The sequence below is a fragment of the Flagellimonas marina genome, assembly GCF_042651185.1.
Classification (GTDB): Bacteria; Bacteroidota; Bacteroidia; order Flavobacteriales; family Flavobacteriaceae; genus Flagellimonas; species Flagellimonas marina.
Map to the genome: position 1 here is coordinate 24,216 of NZ_JBHSCL010000011.1, position 24,308 is coordinate 48,523.

At 41.7% G+C, this 24,308-nt stretch carries 14 protein-coding genes; all 14 read right to left on the reverse strand.

Annotation, left to right across the window (positions count from 1 at the left end; all coding sequences use genetic code 11):
- Positions 1 to 12: 12 nt before the first annotated feature.
- Positions 13 to 1,923 (reverse strand): glycoside hydrolase family 97 protein, encoded by a 1,911-nt coding sequence (locus ACFOWS_RS17980; RefSeq protein ID WP_379767681.1) that lies wholly within the window; start codon positions 1,921 to 1,923, stop codon positions 13 to 15.
- 11 nt (positions 1,924 to 1,934) lie between these two features.
- Positions 1,935 to 4,613, reverse strand: a complete 2,679-nt coding sequence (locus ACFOWS_RS17985; protein WP_379767685.1) for a glycosyl hydrolase family 95 catalytic domain-containing protein — start codon at positions 4,611 to 4,613, stop codon at positions 1,935 to 1,937.
- Positions 4,614 to 4,637: 24 nt separating this feature from the next.
- On the reverse strand, positions 4,638 to 7,055 hold the full coding sequence (locus ACFOWS_RS17990) for a glycoside hydrolase family 95 protein (protein WP_379767688.1): 2,418 nt from the start codon (positions 7,053 to 7,055) through the stop codon (positions 4,638 to 4,640).
- Between the two features lie 19 nt (positions 7,056 to 7,074).
- Complete coding sequence (locus ACFOWS_RS17995; protein ID WP_379767691.1) at positions 7,075 to 7,992, reverse strand: alpha/beta hydrolase; 918 nt, start codon at positions 7,990 to 7,992, stop codon at positions 7,075 to 7,077.
- A gap of 4 nt (positions 7,993 to 7,996) precedes the next feature.
- On the reverse strand, positions 7,997 to 9,502 hold the full coding sequence (locus tag ACFOWS_RS18000) for a sulfatase family protein (protein ID WP_379767694.1): 1,506 nt from the start codon (positions 9,500 to 9,502) through the stop codon (positions 7,997 to 7,999).
- A gap of 36 nt (positions 9,503 to 9,538) precedes the next feature.
- The gene (locus ACFOWS_RS18005) at positions 9,539 to 10,762 is read right to left on the reverse strand and encodes a sialate O-acetylesterase (protein ID WP_379767697.1); all 1,224 of its coding nucleotides are present in this window, start codon (positions 10,760 to 10,762) and stop codon (positions 9,539 to 9,541) included.
- A 171-nt stretch (positions 10,763 to 10,933) separates the two neighbouring features.
- Positions 10,934 to 11,734, reverse strand: a complete 801-nt coding sequence (locus tag ACFOWS_RS18010) for a sialate O-acetylesterase (protein WP_379767700.1) — start codon at positions 11,732 to 11,734, stop codon at positions 10,934 to 10,936.
- Entirely contained in the window at positions 11,731 to 13,830 is a 2,100-nt protein-coding gene (locus ACFOWS_RS18015; protein ID WP_379767703.1) for a Sip1-related alpha-galactosidase, read from the reverse strand. Before ACFOWS_RS18015 ends, ACFOWS_RS18010 begins: the two co-directional genes overlap by 4 nt.
- 21 nt (positions 13,831 to 13,851) lie before the next feature.
- Entirely contained in the window at positions 13,852 to 15,453 is a 1,602-nt protein-coding gene (locus ACFOWS_RS18020; RefSeq protein ID WP_379767706.1) for an alkaline phosphatase D family protein, read from the reverse strand.
- A gap of 1 nt (position 15,454) precedes the next feature.
- Positions 15,455 to 16,798, reverse strand: a complete 1,344-nt coding sequence (locus ACFOWS_RS18025) for an alpha-L-fucosidase (protein ID WP_379767709.1) — start codon at positions 16,796 to 16,798, stop codon at positions 15,455 to 15,457.
- Positions 16,799 to 16,840: 42 nt separating this feature from the next.
- On the reverse strand, positions 16,841 to 18,265 hold the full coding sequence (locus ACFOWS_RS18030) for a sialate O-acetylesterase (RefSeq protein WP_379767713.1): 1,425 nt from the start codon (positions 18,263 to 18,265) through the stop codon (positions 16,841 to 16,843).
- A gap of 28 nt (positions 18,266 to 18,293) precedes the next feature.
- The gene (locus ACFOWS_RS18035) at positions 18,294 to 19,751 is read right to left on the reverse strand and encodes a hypothetical protein (RefSeq protein WP_379767716.1); all 1,458 of its coding nucleotides are present in this window, start codon (positions 19,749 to 19,751) and stop codon (positions 18,294 to 18,296) included.
- Positions 19,752 to 19,922: 171 nt separating this feature from the next.
- Positions 19,923 to 21,572, reverse strand: coding sequence for a RagB/SusD family nutrient uptake outer membrane protein (locus ACFOWS_RS18040; RefSeq protein WP_379767719.1), 1,650 nt, complete (start codon positions 21,570 to 21,572; stop codon positions 19,923 to 19,925).
- Positions 21,573 to 21,600: 28 nt separating this feature from the next.
- Positions 21,601 to 24,308: SusC/RagA family TonB-linked outer membrane protein (locus ACFOWS_RS18045; protein ID WP_379767722.1), on the reverse strand; the 2,708-nt coding region annotated here is incomplete at its 5' end.

Consider the following 24,308-nt stretch of genomic DNA (forward strand, 5'->3'; position numbering starts at 1 on the left):
GTTTTTGTTTGTTTATAAGCTTCTTAAGTAAATCGCATTGCCCCCACCTGGAGCCAACCTCACGTCCAGAATATCTTTCGGTTCGACCTCCATTTCTTCAATTTTGTAGGATTCTTTGTTGTTCAAAAAATGTGCGTCCATTCCATCACTGTAAATTGTGGCTTTGTACGTTTTGCCTTCCGGTAAGAAGTCCAAATTAATTTTTAAATTTCGCCCTTCCCTGTTGGTAAGCGAGCCTACAAACCAATCCTCTCCAGCACGCCTAGTAACCGTGATATACGAATCAATACCTCCCTGAAGAACCTTGAAACTATCAAATTGTGAGGGCATCTTTCGTATGCAATCAAACAGATCATCCTTCTTCAAATATTCCTCAGGGGCATCAGGCAGTACCATCCAGCCAGTATTAGCTACAATCAATTTGGCTACTTCAGCAGTGACTGTTCCAGGTATTTCTTCGAAAACGCGCTCTCGTGAGTGCGCATGATTGAGGTCAAACCAGCCGTTGGTGTAGTCCAGGGGACCTGCTATCATATTGATAAAGGCTGATGATACCGCTGTTTCCGGGAAATAGGAGCGCTTTGCATCAGCCTGGGCATGACAAAACTCCCTGGTGACCAAATTGGGGTAGGTTCGCTCATCTCCACTCGGAGGAACGGGGTTGTCATGAAAATCAACCATGAGTTTGTATTTCGCACAAATCTCAATTACTTCAGTTGTGTGCCTTACTTTTTCTTCCCAGGTCCCTTTCATAAATCCATACTTCACTCCAACGGCTCCCCAATCTACAAACTGCTTCAACACTCTATCTAACCCGAATTTCTTCGCTCCAACATCGTTGAGATAAAGTATTATACCAACGTCATGATCTTTTGCATAGGCCATGCACTCCTCTATATCAAACCCCCTCCGGCTTGCCGCCGTCGGGTCAGAATCCGCACTGAACTCCGGGCCGTACCAGTCTGCATCGATCAGCAGATATTGGATGTTGTTGTCAGCTGCAAAATCAATAAAGCGCTTATGTGTTTTGGTATCGAGTAGATATTCATAACCATCTGCAGCTTTGTACCCCCAAACTCTCCAGTCCCACATAGACTTGCCAGGCTTGATCCAGGAAGTATCTTCAATCTTGCAGGGTTCATTGAGATTTTGCAAGAGGTTGGAGTTAACCAGATCACCCGGTTGGTCGCCAACAATGAAAGTTCTCCATGAAGTAGTAATTGGTCCGTGATCAGTAGTCTCGCTTACATTAAATGAAAGATTTTTTCCTTCTGATTTCAGAGTAGCCGGGGCATACCTTAAAATGGCTGCTTCATGAATCCCAAGGTAAAGGTCATGCTTGGTTTTTACCACCATCGGTATCTTAACTTCCGTAAGGGAGGTATCATTGCTATGCAAAGGTCCCAGATTGGCATTTTCTCGATTATAGGCCCAAAAGGTGAAGTCATCAGAAAAACGCAACTTTGTTCGCTCGCACAAAATCTGTATTTCATTTTCACCGCCATCATGAAGTACGTATCGATAGGCAAAACCATCATTGTAGCACCGAAAGATGATGTCATAGGAACCTGTGCCGGTTTCCGAATCCTGTAAGTGAAATGTATACTCATTGTATTGGTTCAAAACCTCTGTATTCTTACCAATCACAGGATACCATGTTTCTTCGAATGAGGATTTATCGACAGACTTTAGAGACACATCATTTGTTAACATTGAATTAGTCACCAATCCCAAAGAATCAACATGAAGAACGACCCGCCCCCTGAATGTGTAATCAAAGGAAATCCCATTCTCTGTTTTAATCATGGTTATCCGGTGATTCTCGTCTGGACTGGTTAGGTATTGTTCTGTGGGAAATCCAAATGAATAAAATAAACATAGTATACATGGAACTAAGACTGAACAAAAAATGATTTTTTTCATACGTGTTTCTTTCAATTAGTCTTTATTGAATAGGAAATTCCTTTGTTAGCTTTAAAAACAATACACTCTCCATTGCTTTTGTCTAACTTAAAATCAACCTGTTTTCCTGATTGATCTGATATAATTTTCACTGACTGCCCTGGCCATGGGTTCATTAGTTGGCAGACGTTGTCTCTTCTCGAATGGATTTTAAGATAGGTTGTCTTTCCCTCTATCATCTCAGCAGAAACTTCGAACCCTCCTCTGGCCAGCATTTGGTTGAACCCAATGGTCGTGTTTATTGGTACACAAGGGAACAGATGGATCCGTCCACTTCTGGAGTTTATCAGCCTTTCCGGCTCAAAAAAGAAAGCATCCCATCTGGTATCGGGATTATCCAATGGCACTGTAATATCTTCATCAATGGTTGGCGGCCAACCTTTACGACCGAATTTGGACATGTGATAGGTAAAAACTCCCGCCCACCAGATATGAAGTAAATCGGGATCTTCTCCCAGCAAGTGGAATACCTGTCGATTTACCCTATGACCCCAGACATCCCGAGCCGTATTCAAGGCTATTTCCTTATCTTTTGGATCTGAGTCCAGATTGATAAAATCGGCTACCGCTGTTGGAAAAGCGACTGTGGCATTGTTATAAGGCACTCCTAGAGAACTTATGCCCTCTGCATCAGCAAACACAGAACCGCTCGGACCTTCGACAAGGTGGTAGTCAACCATTTGAGCCGCCACATTTCTCCACTGCTTTGCCAATTCTAAATCTTGCTTAAGGTATTCTGCAGCCTCTGCCGCCTTTAGCAATATCCATTTGAACATCGCTACACCTGCTACATTGTCTTTGTTGTACTTGTATTGATAGGTAAATCCAAAATGCTCTCCGCTCTGCGATGGAATCACATGATACTTCCCGTCTTCACCCATTGTGACATATTGGGAAACAAATATTGCATGTTCCCTCAGAGGTGGGTAGAGGTATTCCGTTAAAATTTCTTCATTTCCTCCATAGTCCCAAGCATCCCAGGCACATTTTAATACCTGGCCCGGTACCTCCGTGCAAAAGTCCAAAACCGTGTTTGTACGCATGACTTCATCAGGTTTTATCGGACCCTGAAATCCATGGGGTGGCCCAAATGCCCCCTCTAAACCAAATACCTCCCGGGCATATCTTTTAGTGGCTTCCAACCAAAACTTTGGGAGCTTGATTTGGTAGTCCATCATATCAAGCCTGTTCATCACTGCGTAATGTGTAAAATAAGTTTCATTGTAGCAGGGAAGTGTATGCCAAGACTTTGTAAAATCCTCATCCAATGGCCCATACCAAGCATCTGCCTCGTACATTTCGGGGTCAGGCGCACTTTCACGTGAGTGCATCCCTACCCAACTATAAAAGAGGTTGGGGATTCTCTTTTCAGCTCTTTCTGCTGTGCCGTCAAATATCCTCCCCTGTTCTCTTTTAGAGTAAAAATCTTTGTACCAGTCAGCATTTTCAGCAATCAAACCGTCCATGTTTTTGGCTGCCGCTTTCCGAAGGCTCTCACGGGCAATTTTTAGAACATCCTCTCCGTCATTGGAAGTGACCACAGTAAGCAGTAAGGTAAAATCGGTCTCCCCCTTCCCAGGTAGGGTCACTTCTGTCGCATACCCGGGAGTATTGTCATAAATTTCATTCATCATTCCCAGATCGGCTGTCTTACCTTTCCTAATGTCAATGGTGTAAGGAGAACCGGTTACAAGTCCCATCAGCACATATTCAAAACCTTGAGGAAACGTCCGCTCGGCAGGCATTCTCTGGGTAATCCAGAAAAAACGGTCGTCATGCCCGGTTTTAGGTGGTTCTATCGCTTCACCAAATTCCGGATGGGCGGCATAGTCCCAACCTTCAAATTGTTCATAAACCACTGTTTTTCTGCCATCCACTTCCCTGAGAACTGCCTTGCAATTAGCTTTGGTAATATCCTGATGACGGAACAGCCTCAAAGAAGCAGGGTTAGTCAAACCTTTGGCCTTCACATTTACGGCCACTATGTTTTCAGGCATCATTGTCAAATACTTGAAAACCGCGCTGGCACCAGATTTCCCTTTGACCTCCACACTAACAGTACCATCGTCACATTTCAATGTTCCCATCAATGCATCCTCTGATATTTTCAAATCATCGAGGTTAAAAATAGCCTGACCGACCGGCTTTTGGATCGGGAAATCATACGCTTTCCAACCATAGCTCATGTGCAATTGTCCGTCTGGTGTTTTAATCCACCCTCCATCGCGTGGACTGACACCATTGTCCAACCCTTTGGTCTTTTCTTTGTTGTATGTATTATTCGGATCAAAAAGCGCTTCTTTTATCTCATCCAGAGTAAGGATAGGGGTATTGGCAAAACGTCTGTCCCAGACATCGGTTTTCATTAAGGACAAAACCTGCTTGTTGTCATCGCTCCACAAAGCTACTTTCAGTTGTTTGTTGTTCATCTGAAAGCCTTTGTCATGTCGTTCTGTAAATGCTTGTGGGGTCCAGATAACATTTCCGCTGCTGTTTTTTACGGACTTTGAAACAGGTAAGGTCACTTTTGTCTTTTGAGCAGCTTCCCAATATGAGGGTTCCTTGTCCCACAAATGTTCAATCTTATTCTTCTGTGCGCAACCAGTTAGAACAAATCCTAGCAGGACCCAAATACTTATTATAATTCTCATGTCAAAAAAGCTTCATTTATTTTTTCATTGATTAAACATGATTGATTTCGTCTCTTTGGCCGAAAGTGTTATTGTTTGTTCTTTTGTCCCGGCAATTACCGTAACAGAACCTCCTATTGGAGTATATATTTTGGCATTTACCAATTCACCATTCGTCCATTTGATGTCCACCTCAAAATTTCCCCTGGCCATAAGACCTTTTACTTCTCCGTCTTTCCAGGATTGTGGCAAGGCAGGAAGTAAATAAATCCTACCTGGCTCATGTGACTGGATGAGCATCTCGGCCACTCCAGCCGTACCTCCTAAATTTCCGTCAATTTGAAATATCCTTGGAGGATGTAAATCAAAAAGATTGGATTCCAGTTGATCACCAATAAGCGCATTCAAATGCTCAAGACATTTGTCTCCATTTTTAAGTCTTGCATAAAAATTGACAATCCATGCTCGACTCCATCCCGTCTGTCCCCCACCTTGTGAAAGCCGTCGCTCAATGGTCTTCTCGGCCGCAGCAAATAGCTCTGGTGTCCCCATAGAAATCTGGGAGGATGGATACAGTCCATATAAATGGGAAATATGCCTATGTCCAAGCTCTACCTCTTCATAGTCTTCATACCACTCCTGAATAGTCCCATTCGAACCAATTTTAGTATCAGGCAACTTGGTTAGTGCCTTTGTAATGGATGACGTAAGCTGGCTTGAGCCCAAGGTTTCTTCAGCCTCCAAGCATGCTCGAAAAACATCGCGAATAATCTGAATATCCATGGTCGCGGCAGTAGTATTTAGCTGTTTTTTACCTGTTTTGGGATCGATATAGGTGTTTTCAGGAGAATACGATGGTGCAGTAACCAGTTCACCCTTTTCATTCTCTTTTAGAAAATCCAAAATGAACTGTGTCGCACCCTTGATCATTGGGTAAGCTTTTTCTTCCAGATAATGTTGATCTTTTGTAAATTGATAGTGCCTCCAGATCGTAAGAGACATCCATGCTCCTGCAAGTGGGTAGCTATAGCCGTTGACTACCTGAGAAGCTTCGGTCGATCCACTTGGTGTAACCCGACCAAATGGATTGGTGGAATGGTGTACCATCCAACCATCGGAACCAATGTACTTTTTTGCAGTCTCCTTGCCTCTCTCAATCAATCCTTCCATATAATTGGTCAGTGGCACCATCGATTCGGACAAATTGCAAGTTTCCACTGGCCAGTAGTTCATTTGCAGGTTGATATTCAAGTGAAAATCAGACTCCCATGGTGCCCACATGTCCTGATTCCAGATTCCCTGCAGATTGGCTGGCAATACAGCTTGCTGCATGCCACTGGACATCATCAGATACCTACCATACTGAAAAAACAGGTTTATGAGTCCAGTATCTTCATTTCCCTCTTTAAGTCTGGTTATTCGCTCGTCGGTGGTCAGGCTATCCAGCGAAGCTCCTTTAATTTCCAACTGAACCCGATTGAATATTCCGCTATGTCTGGCAATGTGATTACTTTTAAGCTTATCGAAAGGTACTTCCTGTACTTTCTTAAGCTTGCGAAGTGAAATTTCCTTTGCGTCGATGCTCCTGTCATAATTCATCTTTTCAAGATTGTAATCGGTAGCAGCACTCAGAATCAATGTGAATTCGGTGGCTTCATCAATGATCAACACATTTTTATCCATAGAAACTTTGCCGTCATGGTTGGAAAAATTAAGATGACTGTTAAACTTCATGTGGTAGCCTCCCTGCCCGGATCCACCTTTGTTGTCATCATACCCCTCAGGATCATCAAAAATTTGACCGTTAATTTCCAAGATATTACTGTTCAAATGATTGAGGGTAATGTCCTTATCCCGATTGAAGCGAACCCTACATGAAATCTTTTGTTTGTCCATACTTTCAAAGCGGTACACAATCACATCATACTCAGAGGAAATGAACGACTCCCTTAGGAATCGCTTACCATCAATCGTGTATTCGGTAGAATTAATACCTTTCTCAATATCCAAAGATCGTTTGTACGTCTCAGGCCCCAAGTCATGATCAAATTGAAGAAATAGGTCACCAAGTGGCTCATATGACCGAATCGAAGTTGGTGAAATCGCCAAATTCTTCATCGCATAGGTATAGGCTTTTTCATATTGACCTTCCAGGTTCAATTGCTGAAATCTAGTGTAATGCTTCTCCACTTCTTCAGGGTATGGGTTCTCTGGTATCCCTGCCCACAGGCTTTCCTCATTCAACTGAAGATGATCCTCATTTACTCCACCAAACACCATTGCCCCAAGCCGGCCATTGCCCAACGGTAAGGCTGCAAACCAATCAGAGGCGGGTTCATCGTACCAAAGCGTATTTTTAGGCTTGCTTTCAAAAGATGGATTGTTGCATGATGCAACAACCACCATTATTGCCGCCAAAAGAATCAATGAGATTCTAAAATCATTTTTTCCTAGCTTTTTCATTGTGCTCGTTTAATAACAACTAATTTTTCATAAATCCATCTGAGACGAACTGAAGGACATAAGGCAAACTATTTCGCCAATAAGACCAATTGTGACCACCATCTCTTACTCGAAATTCATGCGGTATGTGTTTGTCCTTCATGAGTTCGTGAAGGCTCATATTTCCGAAGATGAAAGAATCGCCATCTCCACAATCAATGTACCATCTGACAGTTTTGAGCTCGTCAGTCGGAGTGGATGACATCAGAAAAAAACCAAAATTCTCCTTAGTAAATTCATTGATCCTTTTATCACCGGCTTTAGACTCGGTGACTCTTTCAAAAAAAGAATCCCATGTTTTTTGACCAAGTTTGGTCAATCTCTCTTCCGTCCAAATTGCAGCACTCAAAGGGGCAGCTGAAGAAAATAGATCTGGGTATTTGGCAGCAAACATGATGGTGCCATGACCACCCATACTTAAACCGGAAATGGCCCTATGTTCCCTGGCCGTCCTACACTTATATTTTCCTTCAATAAATGGAATAAACTCCTGCACGAAGAAATCCTCATATCGGAATTCCAATACCTCTGAGTTCAAATACCAGCTTTTCTGGGCATCCGGCATTACAATAATCATGGGTACTGCCGAGCCACTTTCTATTGCCTGATCTGCAATCTCCTGAACATTCCCTCGCTGAATCCATCTGGTCTCATCATCACCAAACCCATGTAGGAGGTACAAGACTGGGTATTTTCGTGTTGAAACCTCATAACCCGGAGGCAAATACACACTGTAACGGATTTCTTGATCCAATACTATGCTCTTCATTGTTTCACTTTCCATTATGACACTATACTGTGCAAAGGAGGCCAGGCTTGATAACCACAGGAAGGCAGCCAATGGTACGTTCATTCTATATTTATACAGGTTTGTTTTCACTTTCTGTAGCTTCTCCATATTATCATTTGTAATCCTTCTCCGATAAACTATGGAGTACAGATTGTTGCCAATCAACTAACTGCCTCTCCAACTTTTCTGCTTTTTCTGGATGAAACGAAATCATGTTCAATCTTTCTCCCGGATCAGTGGAAATGTTGTAGAGTTCCTTCACTTCTCCTTCCTCCAAATCCCTTACTATCAGTTTATAATCTCCATCAATGATAGATCGATCACCATGGTAGTGCTCTTCCTTAATTTCATCATAATGAAAGTTTTGAAATACCCGGATATATGAATCTCCCCAGAGCTTTACCAATGGAGTCGTTCCTGTTTGTAGCGTTTCACCAATGTAAGGCTTCCCTTTATCAATTGTTGATCTATCATACATCCAAAAACAAATTGGCTCTTCACGATTATTCATATTTCCACTTAGCAGTGGAACCAAACTAATCCCATCGAGTGGTCGATTTGGTAATGGAACTCCGGCCAACTCACAAAGCGTAGGTAGGATATCAGAGGTCACTGAATTGACATTGGAAATATTCTTTTCTTTGATGGCAGATGGCCACTCTATAATTCCAGGCACTTTAGTACCACCATCGTAAATCGTTCCCTTTAAAGCATGAAGTTTAGAGTATTGAATACCGCTCGGAGGAATTCCATTATCACCACAATACCAGATTAAGGTGTTGTCTTTTAACTCTTTGGACGATAGATAATCTCTCAATTGACCGATGGCCCGGTCCATTGCAGTAATCTCAGCAAATCGTTCTTGCAAAACAGAGTCTTGAGGTCGTGTGACCCTCCGGCCAGTCTTCATCGATGTTAAATCGAAAGTCTTGGAACTTAGGCTGTCTGGAAGATTATCGTAAAGTGCCAAGTCTTCTGGAAGTCCTTCATACGGCTCGTGTGGGGAAGCCATCCATACTACTGCAAAGAATGGAGCTCCCTCAGCCTTATCAATAAATGATATGGTTTCATCTACAATCACTTTGGAGCCTTCACCTTCAAATTTTTCTGGCTCACCCCCATTTCTGGAGAGCACCGGATTTAGCTCGAAAAAATTGTCATGTGACACCCATGTATCGAATCCCATGGCACCCGGATTGGTAGGAGATTCGGATTTTACGGGACCCAAATGCCATTTACCAAAATGACCGGTTGTGTAGCCTGCTTGTTTCAGCAAACTCGCTATCGAGATCTCCTCTGGGCGAATTGAAAACCCAGCATTGAAAGTTCCATACCTGTTTGGATGCCTTCCTGTGATTACACTCCCCCTCGTAGGTGAGCATGAAGGGTGAGCAGCGTAAAACCTATCTAACACTAATCCATTCTCAGCCATCTCATCAAGGACGGGTGTTTTGATAAAAGGATGGCCATTATATCCGGTTTCTTCATAGCCATGATCATCTCCCATTATTAGGATAATGTTGGGGAGCTTTTTGGTTTTATCACCATGATCATCCTGGCATGATGCGAATAGCAAAATGCCTACAACGAGCATACCTATTAATTTGAAACGACTCATCTTATCTTCTTTATCAATTGTTATATTATCCACACGCTACAACCCAGTATCAGCTTCCCAATTATCCGTTCTGAAAGAAGAGGCTGGTATTCCATAACGGTCGAATAGATCTCCGTCAACAAAATTTTTGAATCCATATCTGGCAGCTATGGGTTTTAATACATCTTCAGAAGTAACAATAACCGTATTTCTGTGAATAACAGCTTGAGCAGGATAGAACTTCTTATCCTCACCAGCCAATTCAAAAAGCTTTAGTTCTTTTCCAAAAGAAGTCAGTTTTTTGTCGAACGTCAGTTCTACTGATGAACTATCAATCTTCATCTCGACAAACTGTGGACCTTCTGCATGTATCCCAGAAACCCCATAGGTATTTTTCAAAGCCAAATAGGCAAGTCTCTCTCCTGCTATTCTTTTTTTTGATGGGTGAATAAAATTTTCATCTCCTGCATCTAATAAACATGCCATTCCTGAATTTGGAATTTCTTTGGAAGCCATCAGTTGTGCCTCCCTGAGCAAAGCAGTATTTACCTCGTTTGTATATTTGTACGGAGCAATCTGACAATAGTAAAACGGAAACTCTCCTATCCCCCATTTCGCCCTCCAACCCTTGACCATTTCGACCATCATGTCTTTGTATATCCCTGGATTGTATCGGTTAGACTCTCCTTGGTACCAGACTACTCCTCGAATATTGAAGCCCAGCATTGGATGAATCATACCGTTAAAGAGTGTGGCCGCTGAATTTTTGTGATCCTCAGGATCAAATTTATTGAGCGATCCTTCATCCATCCAGAATTGTATTCTTGTCGCTCCCCAGTCTGAAGCTATCAGACCAACAGGCACATCTATAATATCCTGAACTAGATTACCAAAAAAGTAACCAGTTGCACTAAAATCTGGGGCCGTCGCTCTACTACACGATTCCCACTCACCGCTAAAATCAATTTTAGGTTCAGAGCTTTTTTCATTTTTCACTTTAAAGAACCTAATATTCGGATTTTCCGATCTCAAGATTGCTTCATTCGCACCTATGACAGGATCATTTCCAGCCCCCTTCAGCGGTCTCTCCATATTGGACTGTCCAGAGCAGACCCAAACTTCTCCAATCATTACATTTTCAAGGCTTACTGTTTCATCACCATTCGAAATATCTACCTGATAAGGACCTCCGGCATTTTTGGTTTTAACCTTGAGTTTCCAGCTACCTTCTTTGTCTGTTTTGGTGGTATAAGTGCTTCCATTCCACGAAGTGGTTACCACTATTTGGCTCTTTGCAGGTCCTGACCCCCAAATAGAAACATCATTGTTTCGTTGGAGTACCATATTGCTCCCGAATATCGACGGTAACTCAATCTGTGCATTAACTTTAAGGATACTAAATAGACATGTAAAACCAAAAAATAGTGCTGTTGTAGTTCTGTTTCTCATAGATTATTTGTGTTCGTTAATTAATATACTTTGAATGGCATCGGCATATCTTCTCCCTAGTTCTCGCTGGGCAGCAGAATTAAAATGCAGGTTATCTCCTTTGTGGTCCAAACCTTTTGAAGAAATCAAATAGCAATACTCTTCTTCCTTTGCCAGGTCGGCTAAAATGAGATTGATCTTACTAAAGTATTCGGCCTTTTCCTTTGGCTGTGCAAAGTGGCCCAATTCCCCCATCATGATGGGCAATTCAGCATTACCTATCTCAGACCTAAATACATCAAACAATGCAAGCAAGGAATCTTGATATACGGGAAAATCATTGGGTTTGGCATTGCTCTCACCCTGATGCCATAAGATTCCTTTAATTTCCCCTTTCGCTTTGGCCAACTCAACCTTCTCTTTGAAGTTGCTCAAAAGCTTAACTCCACGATGCTCTTTGTCATTTAGCCATTGAAAGACAGAACTACCTCCCACCGCACACGGCACCATAGCAATAGTGACGTTTCTTGGAGTATCTTTCAAGAGTGTTTGAGCGAAACTCATTCCACAATCCAGACCACCTTTTTCATAAAAGTGTAGCGGTTCACGTGCAGGAATCCAATTATTCAAGCTATCTATTGTTATAACCTTTTTGTTAGTTAAAGAATCCTGGGCTTCCAATGAGCCCCTACCTGCCATATTCGATTGTCCTGCCATGATAAAAACCCATGTATTGCGCTTCGAATTGTTAAAGTGGTTGGACGAGCACGAAATCATTACAACCAGAAAACACATAAAGGCAAGTCTCCTCAAAAAATCAATCATCGTGAAATTTTAAATTTATCAGACTCAACTCCTTCTTTTGGGGCCGCTTTGTAAAAATCATTTCCCAAATACATCAGATCAAAATGATCGGATTGTAATTCGCCGGTTGACGAATACAACACAATGTCTCCTGACTCATGCATTGTTAATGTCAACTCATTATCTGTTGTTTCTTGGATCTCAAATGTAGATGGTGATAAATACTTATCAGTTCTCCCTATAACTGCCCAACCTTCTATGATAGGAATCAACAAAAACAGCTTATGACCAAACCCGTCGATCTCAAATTGAAGCCCTTCTTCGCTCAGAACTTGTCCCTGCTGACTGTTCCAGTCATAAATGACCAATCCTTCTTCGGGCTGCTCCCAGAGTCCGGCAAAAGGTTGAATCATGGCCCCTGCCTGTTTATAATCTGATTTGTCAATTTTTCCCATCAAAGGCTCTGAAGCTGTGACGCTGAGATTGTACGCAGCAATAGCACAGGATGCATTTTTAAGGGGGGCTATTGTTTTATAGGCTTCCTGATTTTCGTACAAGGCATCATTGAAAATGGAACTGGTCATTGGAACTCCCGGGGCTAATGGCCTAATAAGTTTTCCATCATCATAGCTTAGCGGTTCAATTACCGAAGAATTAAATTCTGCAGGATCATCTGAAAGGTAAATAGGCCCACCGGACAGTGCTTTGGTCACGGCCATCGTTTCACCCACTTCTGTATCTGAGGAATGAAACATATCATGATCAGGCCATAGGGTTTGCCCCAACCATAACACATTGAAAACCGACTGTAGGATTTGCGATTTTGAAGTGGCCAGATCGTGCTTGATGTAGTCCGGACTGGTGCGCATGGTTGCACTACTTTTTGCATTCAGCATATCTATCGTATTCTGCGCACTGCAATTCATCAAGCCAAAACCCTGCTCCAAACAAGCCTCCTCCAAAGACAGTACATTTTGCATTTGGGCCATGGCCGGATTTGCTGATCCGTAGTACTCGATGGTAGACCTTGAAACATTGTCGGTTTTCATGAAATCAAAGTTTTGATCCTTAAGTGTAGAGATCATATAATCATAAAAGGCCTGACTGGATTCCATGTCGTCCTTGGGTAGCAATCCATCTTCTCGTTTAGGGTTTGGCATAAGGAAAGTGGACAATCCTGGCATGGTATGATCAACATGAACCCCATTCCAATGTGACAGGAAACCGTGCCAGATTCCCATCCATTTGATCCCATCGTCTGATTTTCTGGAGGTAATCGGATCCCATCCATTTGGAAATTTTTCAGAATTGGGCTCATAAGAAATAAGCTTGTTTTTCTTATCATTTTGATGACCATCGTCAATCAAAAACCATCTAACCGGAACTCCTGATTTTTCAATATTGTCTATTGCGTTGACAAGAATCTCCTCATTGATTGTCTTTTTGTATTGCTCCCAAGTACACCAACCCAAATACTTCAAAGGCTCGGAATATTCTTTTGTATCTCGCAACGATGCACTGGCAAATTTGCTTTTATGCTCTAATACAAGCTCCCAGGTTTTGAATAGCGATTCGTACATGCTCTCAGATTCATACCATGCCAGTAATGGAACATTTGAATCTTGAGGAACAGACTGTGTGCCCAGTGTTCCATAATCGAGCACTAGCCTACCATCTTCAGTGATTTCCAACCAGCTAATACTCACGTCTCCAGCTAGCGGTAGTAGCGTTAAATAGTTACCATTGGTCAACTGAAAAAGCATTGTCAGTGCCCTTCTGTTGGGTTGTGGGATTCTGGGAGGAACCGGATCTTTAGGCTCAAAAATGGATTTCAATTCCTTGCCTCCAACCCATGGGAACATTCTGTTGCTTGCGCCAATCCAACGAAATTGGTTAGAGTCAGCCGCTACATGAACAAACTTTTCAAACTCTGGCAGTATTATTTCACGAAGGGATTCATCACTCGGATCAGGAGTGCTCAACACAAGCACATTTTCTAGTTTATCAGTTGTTAGGTCTATCTTATCACCTAGGGGGTCACTCTCAATATTGGAGCAAGCGAATAACATGCTCAATGAGATAAATAAGATGATATGGTATTTAAATGTAAATCGCATATGTTGTTCTTAAAATTGAATTCATAGCTGGATCATAATAGGCCATCCCGTAAACTGCTCAGCATCTTCATTAGTCACGTCTTCAAACCTTGGCCAGCATTCGAACGTAACTGCTCGTTTGGTCTTATTGAATTTTATGAGACCATATCCTTCTCCGTTTGAGCTGGTCTCCGGATTAGCATAAGCATGCATAGTAATTTTATTGTTAAACCCGTCCAGATACTGACCTGTCCAGGGAAGTACCTCATTCGAATTCTTCCCTCCTTTTTCGTCCTCAGGCCACCACCATCGACTGTATATATCATTGATGATAGCTGGCACCACGAAAGCCCAAGGGCCATCGTCAAACTCATCGATACCATGCTGAACGACTGTAGCCAGATGCTGGTCACCAGCAATATGAACAGCTCCTGCTTTTTTGATTGCTTTTAATGCTCGATTCCTTCCTTTTTGGGGCCAACCATTTGAATCCATATCCGCATGCAGCCTATTTTCTGGGTTGCCGTGCACATGTGCGCCTCCACAAAAACCTGTCTGCGATAACACTACTTTTATAGAATTCGGATTTGTATCAGCCCAATCATTTAGAAACTTTTCCTGACGATCTCCAAGCAATTCCAACCCTTCCAAATCAACAGACGATGGATCATAATTAGGATCTTTGATATGATCCGGCCGTGAACCACTTTGTGGAACCTTACCACTGGGTCCTGACTTAAATTTACGATCCTCTATTATTGCAAAATCTAACCCTCCGAACAAAAAACTGGTGTAGTAGACCCCAATTCCCTGTTCCACAGGAGTTGAATCATAGGGGTCAGGTAAATGTGAAGTCTGACATCTTTCTACCATTTTCACATATTCTGGATGATAAAAATATCCCCCGTCATCACCCTGTTTTCTTAATGCTTTTTTTCCTCCTTCACCCCACAGATTGGGTTGTCCAATATCATGATCATCAGGTATAGTGATGCATGGACGATTTCTAAACACCTCTCTGAATTGCATTCCGAACTTAAGCCATGCGGCAGTATGCTCTTTATGATCATACGACTGATCCCCAGCAAAAAATACCATATCAGGATCCTGATGATTAATGTTTCTCACATAGTTTTCTCTGTCTCCTCTATCCTTTCGGCTGTTGCATGACATAGCGGCAATAGATATTACGTCCTTTTCTGTGGGATCTTTTCTAATCAACCCTTCAAACCTTGCTTCTTTTCCATGGAGCAATCTATACTTTACATCCACAGACTGATCCCAGTTTTCAACTCTGAACAAGGCAGACCAGCCTAACTCCGTGACATTTTGCTTTTGAATTTCCGTCCATTGGTTCTCCTTTAGAATTTCAAGGCGTACCTCTCTCGTCTCCTCTGGATAAAGTGGATATAACTGGGCACTCAGCTTTAACGTCGCATCAGAAACTGTGTAGATACCAAAGGCAATCACATCTTTCCTTTCTACCTTGAGGTTAATGATTGGATTATCAGGACGGTTCCACCAATCATTGACTGCCAGCGTGTCCAATTCAGTAAATGGAGCCTTGACATATGAAGGCTGTTGACATCCAAAAGTTAGAAGGATGAAGACAGCAAAGAGAATACTTATTGTTTTTATTTTCATGTTACTTATTAAGTGATTGTTTGTATGATACATCCTCTAGCTTTACGACAATTGGATTTGGCCATTTGCGATCGTTGTAAATCCTATGGGAACGCATCACAGATATTTCCAGGCCGGTAGCAGTATTTTTAATCGTTGGCTCAGGATCAGTGTCAGGATTATATTCCAGCACTAGGCTGTTCTGCCCAAGCACAGATATTTTGGTATTCTTTCCTGCTTGCAGCGATTTGATTGTGCGAACCTTGCGCTCTCCGAATGGCCATGACTCTTCAATCAGAAAGGCATAGATCGTATTCTGGCCTTTCTCCTTTAGAAACCAGATGTTATCCTCTCTGACAATATCCAAAGGCTCTGTATTAACAAAGGCTTCCTGATTGATAAACATCCAAAGAGACAGTTCATTCAATCCTGCAGCTTGCTCTTGCGGAAACCGGCCTTTCTCATCCGGACCGAAGTTGAGTAGGAAATTTCCTCCTTTGGCTCTTATATCAATCAGTTTTCTGATACAGTCATTGGCTGTCTTGTAATTTTCATTGGATGGCCTGTATTGCCACTGATCTCCAAAGGTATAATTAGCTTCCCAAGGTGCTGGCAATGGCTGATCAGGAGTAAACTGCTCAGGTGTTTCCATTGCTCCCCTTGTGACTATCACATTAGGGTCAACTTTCCAGCAAACTTTAGCTAATTCGGTCTTGGCGTATTGCTCTCTACCATCCAGGAAAATGATATCAATCTTACCGTAGTTGGTCATCAGCTCTCGCATCTGTTCCTTCACATACTTATTCAATGCTTTATTACCTGAGGCGAGTGCTTCCGGTCGATCTCTAGAAATCAGTGTGTCTTGATCATACAAGAAATAGAAATCATCAGGGGAATAATAGAAACCAATAGCCAATCCCTCTGCTCGAAAAGCATCAACCACTTGTCTGGTAATATCCTTTCCATATGGAGTGTTAATGATATCAAAATCAGTGGTTTTGGTATCGAACATGCAAAATCCATTGTGATGTTTGGTGGTGAAAACCACATACTTCATCCCTGCTAGCTTAGCGGCTTTTGCCCATTCAGAGGCATCAAACTGATCTGGATTGAAGGTCTTAGGAAGCTGATTTACATATCTATCCAGATAGTCATCTGAGGCACCAACCATGCTATGACTGATAACCATCCCTAGTTGAACATCCATGCTCCAATGGATGAACATTCCGAAACCCAACTCAGTGAACCAGGCTTCCCGTTCAGGTTTATTTAGATTCAGAGGTTTGTCCTGAGCCAAACTTTGTAATCCAACAATAAGCAGAGCTATTGGTATAAACTTTTGGATGTTGAACTTAGCTTTTCTCATGAGAATGGGATTAATAATTATTCCGTGCATTTTCACTACTGTTTATTCATCTTCCCAACCATCTGTTCGAAATGACGATGCTGGTATACCATATCTATTAAATATGTCACCTACCACAAAATCTTTGAATGCATATCGCACCGCAATAGGTTTGCTGACATTAGGGCATGACAACTCCATAATCTTTGTCTTCTTATTGTATTTGGCAGAAGCAGGATAAAATCGCTTATCCTCACCCGCCAATTCAAACAGATTAAAACCATTACCATAATTGGTAAGGCCTCCATCATCATATTTAAATGTCAGATTTACCTCAGAGCCATTAATGGTGATTTTGTCGAGTTCCGGCCCTTTGCAGACTATCCCTTTAACTCCGTAAGTTTCTTTTAAAGCGAAATAAGCAAGTCGCTGACCGGCTATTTCTTTATTGTTGGGATGAACATTCTTTTCTTCACCTGAATCCATCAATGAAACCATTCCAGAATTTGGTATTCGTTTCGATGCTTCATATTGAGCCTCTCGCAAAAAAGCTGAATTAATTGCTGGCCTGTTATAATCAAAGGGAGCCAACTGACAATAGTAGAACGGGAATTCACCTATACCCCATCGTTCTCTCCAGCGACTAACCATAATCTCCATCAGATCATCATAAATTTTGGCCTCTCTTGTATTACTCTCCCCCTGGTACCAAATCACTCCACGAATTTTGAAGTCCAACATTGGATTGATCATGGCATTAAACAATACACAGGATCTATTTTGGTTGTCCCCTTTGGAACGATCATCTAAAATTGAGGGATCAAATGATCTTAGACCCTGTTCATCGATCCACGCCTGGATTCTTGTCCCACCCCAGTTAGAAGAAATCAAGCCAATTGGCACATTCAAGGACTCGAATAACATCTTGCCAAAATAATAACCAACAGCACTAAAGTTTCCAGATGACTCAGGCCCACACTCTTTCCAAAGTCCAGTAAAATCACTTTGAGCAACATAGCTCATATTGTGTTCGATATTTAGCAATCTGATGGACGGGTTGCTGGACTCAAGCACTAAATTATTAGGACTTGGAAATGTTGGTGTTCCTGTTTTGATTAGCTCCCACTCCATATTGGATTGGCCGGAACATATCCAAACTTCTCCTATCAGCACATTTTCAAGAATCACTGTTTCATCGCCATCCGCAATATTCACTTGATAGGGACCCCCAGCCTCTGGAGTTTTAACTTTCAGTTTCCAGTTGCCTTCTTTATCAGTTTTGGTTTCATAGGCTTTTCCATTCCAAGAAGTTGTAACTGTTATTTCATTCTTTGCAGAACCCTTACCCCAAATAGAAACATCAGTGTTTCGTTGAAGGACCATATTGCTTCCAAATATTGATGGAAGATCTACTTGCGCCTGAACCTGATGGTCATTGAAACATAAAACGAGGCAAAAAAACAGTACTCTAAGTATTCTATTTCTCATTTGAATAAATGATTTTTTCCTTTTGACTTTATTTCAACCCAGTTAAATCTGAATCTATTTTGAATTTGCCTTCTCCTTTGTCGATTACCGCCTTGAAGTCATCAGATATTTCGATATTGTTGACAGTTTTGAGAATAATTTCCTTACCAGGAACTCTATTCTCAAGGAAATTCATCTCACCTTGTTTATTGAGAGTATTTCCATAGAAATTGACAAAAGTCTTTCCGTAATCAGGAACGTAACCCTTCTTGCCATGAAAAAGTATACCCGAATTTCTCAGACTGCAATTGGTGATGGTGAAAACATCCACCGGAGTATTTACTTTTATGAAGGGCAAGTCACCATCATGTAATACCTTCACATTATCGAACAAAAGTTGTTCTTGTTGAGGAATATCAGCTCCAGGATAATAGGATCTACTCCAGCTGCTATTGTCAAAATGGATTGAAAAAGATGACCTGGGTTTTTCCAGGAAAATATCTCGATATACTACGTTTCTAACTCCTGCCGTATACTGCACATCATCTTGCATCATAACCCATTTGATTCCATCCAGCACCACAGTTCCTTCTTCATGTGTTGGTCTGGTTTTGGTTGTCCAAGTTCCCTTGATTGGCTTTCCATTATCTCCCAAACCATCGACCCTATAGATTCGACCATTGGAGACCACCGCATCGGCATTTTGTAGCTCCAAGCCTTCTTTCCAATCCACCCAGCCTCCGGCTAAAATCCGACAGAAGTAGCCAACTATAGGCTGTCCCCCTAACGACAGGTCATTGCAATTTTCGATTACCCCATTCTCAATCCAACCTACTTCCGGATTAGAATTGGCATAATCATGGGCATTGAGTGCAAGTGCATCATCCAAAGTTTGGAAGGTCGCATTTGAAATTCTAAATCTATTACCTCTCCCCAAATGGATACCGTCCTTATCACCCACAAGTATCGTATCATCAATGAGCAAATCCTCAAACGTGCATACATGAATGCTAAATTGAACTCCCTCGATATCATAGCACCTGAAACCTTCTATCCGTAAATCCTTTACATAGAAAAAGGCCAGCTGACCTCTTAACCCAAAGACCTCATTGTAGCGCTTAACTACACCATTCACACTAACATGAAGTCCTTTGACTGAAATATGCTCGTCCCATGTTCGGGTCAGTGCACCTTTGTTCAGCAACACATGGGAAAAAGCCCCTTCTTCATCCACTTTCTGAAGAATTACACCTTTTGCAAATTCTATGGAGGTATTGCTTCCTATGTAAGAGGTACCGGCCACCTTGTAGGTGCCCGGTTTGCTCACAATAACATTGCCGCCTTGATCCAAGGCTGCTTGAAGCGACTTTACATTCTCTATTCCTGTGGCTTCCGGTGAAAAACCATAATCAGCAGCATTGGTAAAATCATCTCGTTGAGAGTAACTTTTTAAAAATGAAAATAACATGAGTGTTAGAACTACCGTTCTTATGAAAGTTTTTGACATTTTATGGTATTTTAAAAAAAATCTAGTCTGTTCGATTTACACAACCAAACCCCAAGTCTGCCGGGAAGAGTCCTTGAACAAAGATTTGGAATCGCGAAAGTCATCTATTATGGCCACTGTAAGGATACCGTGGCAAATTGCCACGGTATCAAGTTTAAAATGAACTGTTACCTAGTATCCAGGATTTTGCTCCAAAACAGCTCCTGTATTCAAGTCAATTTCACGTTGTGGAATTGGCCATAAGTTATTATGAGCTGCTATAGTAGGACCAGCCCATATATTCAAGTCACGTGTTCTCTCGTATTGTAGCCCAAGGCGATGTAGGGTTAACGTTCTGAACTCTTCCATAGCTAACTCTCTTGCACGTTCATCCAATATATAATTGATATTAACATCTGCTGCTGCCACTGGTGTCGCATTGGCTCTATTGCGAACCATGTTAATATCTGCCGCTGCACTCGACTGATCTCCATTTCCAAGATGTGCCTCAGCTCTTAACAAATAAGTCTCGGCCAATCTCATCAAATACTGGTCTCTCCAAATCCTACCAGTATTAATTATTTCTCCGGGATGGTTATTTGGAGTGGTATTCTTCATGAAATAGGGAAACCAGAACCTCTCCGCCTGGGTCTCGACAGTTGCCAGATCAACTACCTGACCAAAAAAATCAGAATCAGGATTATTGTACACAAAATCTCCACGCTCGTATCGGTGAATATTGTTAGAAGAGTTTCTCATATCAGTATCATATACGCCGTCCTGATCGATATCCCAAATATCATAAGCGACATAGTCAGTCAGTGTACACCACCCTACAGGTCTTCCATATTGGTCACTTAGCGTAAAACCGTTGGCTCCATTCGGATCTTTAAGCGAATGGTATCTTGAACCCCAGGCCCTCTCCAGTGTAAAGCCCCTGGCTCCAGTTTCGCCTCCACCACCGGGCGTCTGAAATTCAGCCTGTAGTGCCCATATGGTTTCCATATTTCCGCTAGTTCTATTTTGATTGCCTATTCGGAACAGATCCCAATAAACATCTCCGGTTTCACTTGCCCTGGTTCCGAACCTTGAGGTCATCAATGCGTAATTCGGATTATCTATTATCTCCGATGCGGCATCAATCGCATTTTGCCATTGCTCAGTGGCAACATATGCTTCTGTCAACAAATGATAGGCCGCTGCTCGAGGTATTCTACCCGGAAGGATCTCTGTCACCTCTGGTAAATCTTCAATTGCAGCTAACAAATCCTCCTCTATAAAAGCATAGACTTCTGCCTTGGATGCACGCAAAAGGTTATTAGTTACCACCCCAATTTCGTTACGAACAATAGGTACACCACCATACAGTTGTACTAAAATTCGATAGGCGTAAGCTCGAAAGAACTTAGCTTCTGCCACTAATACATCTTTTTGAGTGTCAGCTTCCCATTGGATATCCGGATTCTCGGATCGTTCAATGACAACATTTGCGTTTTTAACAATTTCATACATTTGTTCCCAAATAGAAGTTGCCAAGTTGTCATCCGGCCCAAGAGCTTCATAATTCATTCGAGGACCACTTACAAAGTTTTCTCCAAAACCAGCAAAATCAGAACCTAAACCAAGTAAAACATGAGGCCCAGTTCCATCAGACCTTGTATATATATCCCTCACATTTTTATGAAGGTTTACTATTGCAAACTCAAAACCGGCAGGTTCCAAAAAGGCATTATCTGACGTGAAAAAGTCTCTAGGTGTTTCTTCCAGAAACTCATCGCTACAACCTGCCACTGTTAAGACAAATAGAGCAGTCATTATTAAATTTATATGATATCTTTTCATTTTATTTTTCTTTAATCAAACACAATTATTATAAACCAATCTCAACACCTAAAATATAAGACCTTATAATAGGAGTACCACTCAATGTGGTACCCAATTCGGGATCATAACCTGTCCAATTGGTCCACGTAGCTAAGTTTTTTCCACTTGCATAAACACGGAGCTTTTCAATTTTCAAATTATTCACGAATGAATAGTTTGAAAAATCATAAGATATCGTTACATCCTGAAGCCTAACAAAGCTTCTGTCCTGAAGAAAAAGATGCTGGTTTCTTGGTCTATAGTCTATCCTTGGAAATTCATTAGTTGGATTATCGGGAGTCCAGTATGGAATGTTTACCATGTTGGCCCTACCTGGAAAAAATGTATTCGGATTCAACGCCCTATTATCAGCCATGTACCACCCGTTACCACCCTGAACGGAGTTGATGAATGCCGTTAGGGTAAAATCTTTGTACTTTAAAGAATTGGTAATGCCAAATCGGTAATTTGGAAGTTCGTTTCCAACAATCACCCGGTCATCCGCACTTATCTCGCCGTCTTCATTCGCGTCGATGATTCTAAAGTCACCTTCGCGATAACGATTTGGAATATCAGTGTCACCTATCTGGTAAACACCATCTAATTGTAGATCAAAAATGGCATCAATAGACTCTCCAATGAACCATCCCTCATTTATGTCATCATCTTCTATCCCATCACCATCAACATCCTCTCCGTAGAGGGACACAATCTCGTTTCTATTAAGTGAAAAGGTAAATCCAGTCTCCCAGATAAAATCTTCTTTCTCAATATTTACGGAGTTTAGATAAAGCTCTACCCCTTTATTTTGGATTTCACCAAGGTTCGTAAGTGTACTAGTAAAACCTGTATAAGCCGATAATGATCTATTTACAATGAGGTTATCCGTTGTAGAAACATAAAAATCCAAATCTCCGGAAAACCTTCCTTTGAAAAGATTGAAATTGACTCCTAAATTGGTTGATCTTGTGGTTTCCCATTCCAGATTTGGATTGGCTATGGTTGATACAAACTGACCACTAAACGTTCCACTCCCATCACCGAAAACGTATTGTGAGTTGGCGACTTGAGCTAAGCTACCATAAGATCCCAATCCCTGGTTACCATTTTCACCGTATGATAGTCTCAGCTTAAGAAATGATAGCCAATCGAGATCACTCATAAAAGACTCTTCTGAAATTACCCAGCCCAAGGATGCTGAAAAGAAATTTGCGAATTTTTTGTTGACCGCAAAACCAGAGAAACCATCTCTCCTGAAAGTTCCTGTAAACAAATACTTATTGTCATAAGCGTAGTTAACCCTAGTCATAAACCCTTCATTTGATTGATCGTTTGCTCCTGAAGCTGCTGTTTGAACCTCACCTAATTCAACCGCATTGAAGCCCAATATCTTAGCATCAAATCCAATTGATTCAACTTCAGTTTCTTCATACTCTTGAAAATCTCGAGTGTATACCATTGTTGCACCTACTCTGTGCACTTTATTGATTGTGGTGGAATAATCTAGAATATTATTTATTAACCAGCTATCTGTTAAGCTATTGAATTTGGTGGCAATACCATTATTTTCCAACCCAGCTCGATCTCTTGATTGAAATCTGGATTCTCGATCAAAGAGCAGGTTTCTGGAATAGTTGAATTTATAAGTGAGCCCATCTATTGGAAGATTAAGGCCGACGTTAAACACGGCAAACAAATTATCGCTTTTATCCACGTCATCATTCAACAAAGGCAAAAAAGGGTTTGCCAACAATTGATCTGTCTGAGGAAATGTCTCATATTCATCAGGATTATCGACCTGGAAAATCGTGGCATATGGGCTGGAAAGCACACTATTCCCGAAAGCTACTGTTTGACCAGAAAAGTCACTGTGCGTGTATGCAGAATTGATACCTATAGTTAACCAATCGGTTATGTCATTGGAAAGATTCACTCTGACGGTTGTTCTTTGGAAGTCGTCTCCTTTTCTCACACCCTCTTGATTAGTGAAGGTCCCTGACATATAGTAATTCGTCTTTCCTGTAGTTCCGGATATTCCCAACTCATAATTCTGGATAGCAGCAGTACTTAAAAGCTGATCATACCAATCTACTTCCCTTCCATTGTTGAAATTATCAATTTCGTTATCTTGAAGAAAATCAGCTACATTCGATTCATCAATGCTTTGTCCTGTAGCTTGTCCCCAATCAATGACTTTTTGAGTATACTGTGTGCCATTCATTAGGTCAAGCAGGTTTCCGGCCTCTTGTACTCCACCATATGTATTGAAAGTGATATTGGGTTTTCCGGCCTCACCTTTCCCAATTTTGGTAGTGATAAGCACTACCCCATTAGCAGCTCTAGACCCATAAACGGCAGCTGCACTGGCATCCTTTAAAAAATCCACTTTATCAATATCAGCAGCACTAAAATCATTCAATGATCCCGGATAAATAATTCCATCAACTACCAAAAGAGGATCATTGCTTGCGGAGAGTGAATTTTGCCCACGGATGGATAAAGAAGGTGCCTGACCCGCGGCACTTACCGCGCCAATGTTTATTCCAGGCACCCTTCCTTGAATGGCCTGGAGCACGTTGGTGTTTGGAGCAATGTTCGCATCCTCCAAGTTTATTGAGGCCACCGCTCCGGTTAAATCCCTTTTTGTGGAAGTTCCATAACCTACAACGACAACTTCATCAAGCTGGGATGAACTTTCCTTAAGTCTTACGGTAA

What these genes read in the sequence shown, in the direction of transcription:
- ACFOWS_RS17980 (WP_379767681.1), bottom strand. Translation starts at nt 1,923, where the DNA reads ATGAAAAAAATCATTTTTTGTTCAGTCTTAGTTCCATGTATACTATGT.
- ACFOWS_RS17985 (WP_379767685.1), bottom strand. Translation starts at nt 4,613, where the DNA reads ATGAGAATTATAATAAGTATTTGGGTCCTGCTAGGATTTGTTCTAACT.
- ACFOWS_RS17990 (WP_379767688.1), bottom strand. Translation starts at nt 7,055, where the DNA reads ATGAAAAAGCTAGGAAAAAATGATTTTAGAATCTCATTGATTCTTTTG.
- ACFOWS_RS17995 (WP_379767691.1), bottom strand. Translation starts at nt 7,992, where the DNA reads ATGGAGAAGCTACAGAAAGTGAAAACAAACCTGTATAAATATAGAATG.
- ACFOWS_RS18000 (WP_379767694.1), bottom strand. Translation starts at nt 9,502, where the DNA reads ATGAGTCGTTTCAAATTAATAGGTATGCTCGTTGTAGGCATTTTGCTA.
- ACFOWS_RS18010 (WP_379767700.1), bottom strand. Translation starts at nt 11,734, where the DNA reads ATGATTGATTTTTTGAGGAGACTTGCCTTTATGTGTTTTCTGGTTGTA.
- ACFOWS_RS18015 (WP_379767703.1), bottom strand. Translation starts at nt 13,830, where the DNA reads ATGCGATTTACATTTAAATACCATATCATCTTATTTATCTCATTGAGC.
- ACFOWS_RS18020 (WP_379767706.1), bottom strand. Translation starts at nt 15,453, where the DNA reads ATGAAAATAAAAACAATAAGTATTCTCTTTGCTGTCTTCATCCTTCTA.
- ACFOWS_RS18025 (WP_379767709.1), bottom strand. Translation starts at nt 16,798, where the DNA reads ATGAGAAAAGCTAAGTTCAACATCCAAAAGTTTATACCAATAGCTCTG.
- ACFOWS_RS18030 (WP_379767713.1), bottom strand. Translation starts at nt 18,265, where the DNA reads ATGAGAAATAGAATACTTAGAGTACTGTTTTTTTGCCTCGTTTTATGT.
- ACFOWS_RS18035 (WP_379767716.1), bottom strand. Translation starts at nt 19,751, where the DNA reads ATGTCAAAAACTTTCATAAGAACGGTAGTTCTAACACTCATGTTATTT.
- ACFOWS_RS18040 (WP_379767719.1), bottom strand. Translation starts at nt 21,572, where the DNA reads ATGAAAAGATATCATATAAATTTAATAATGACTGCTCTATTTGTCTTA.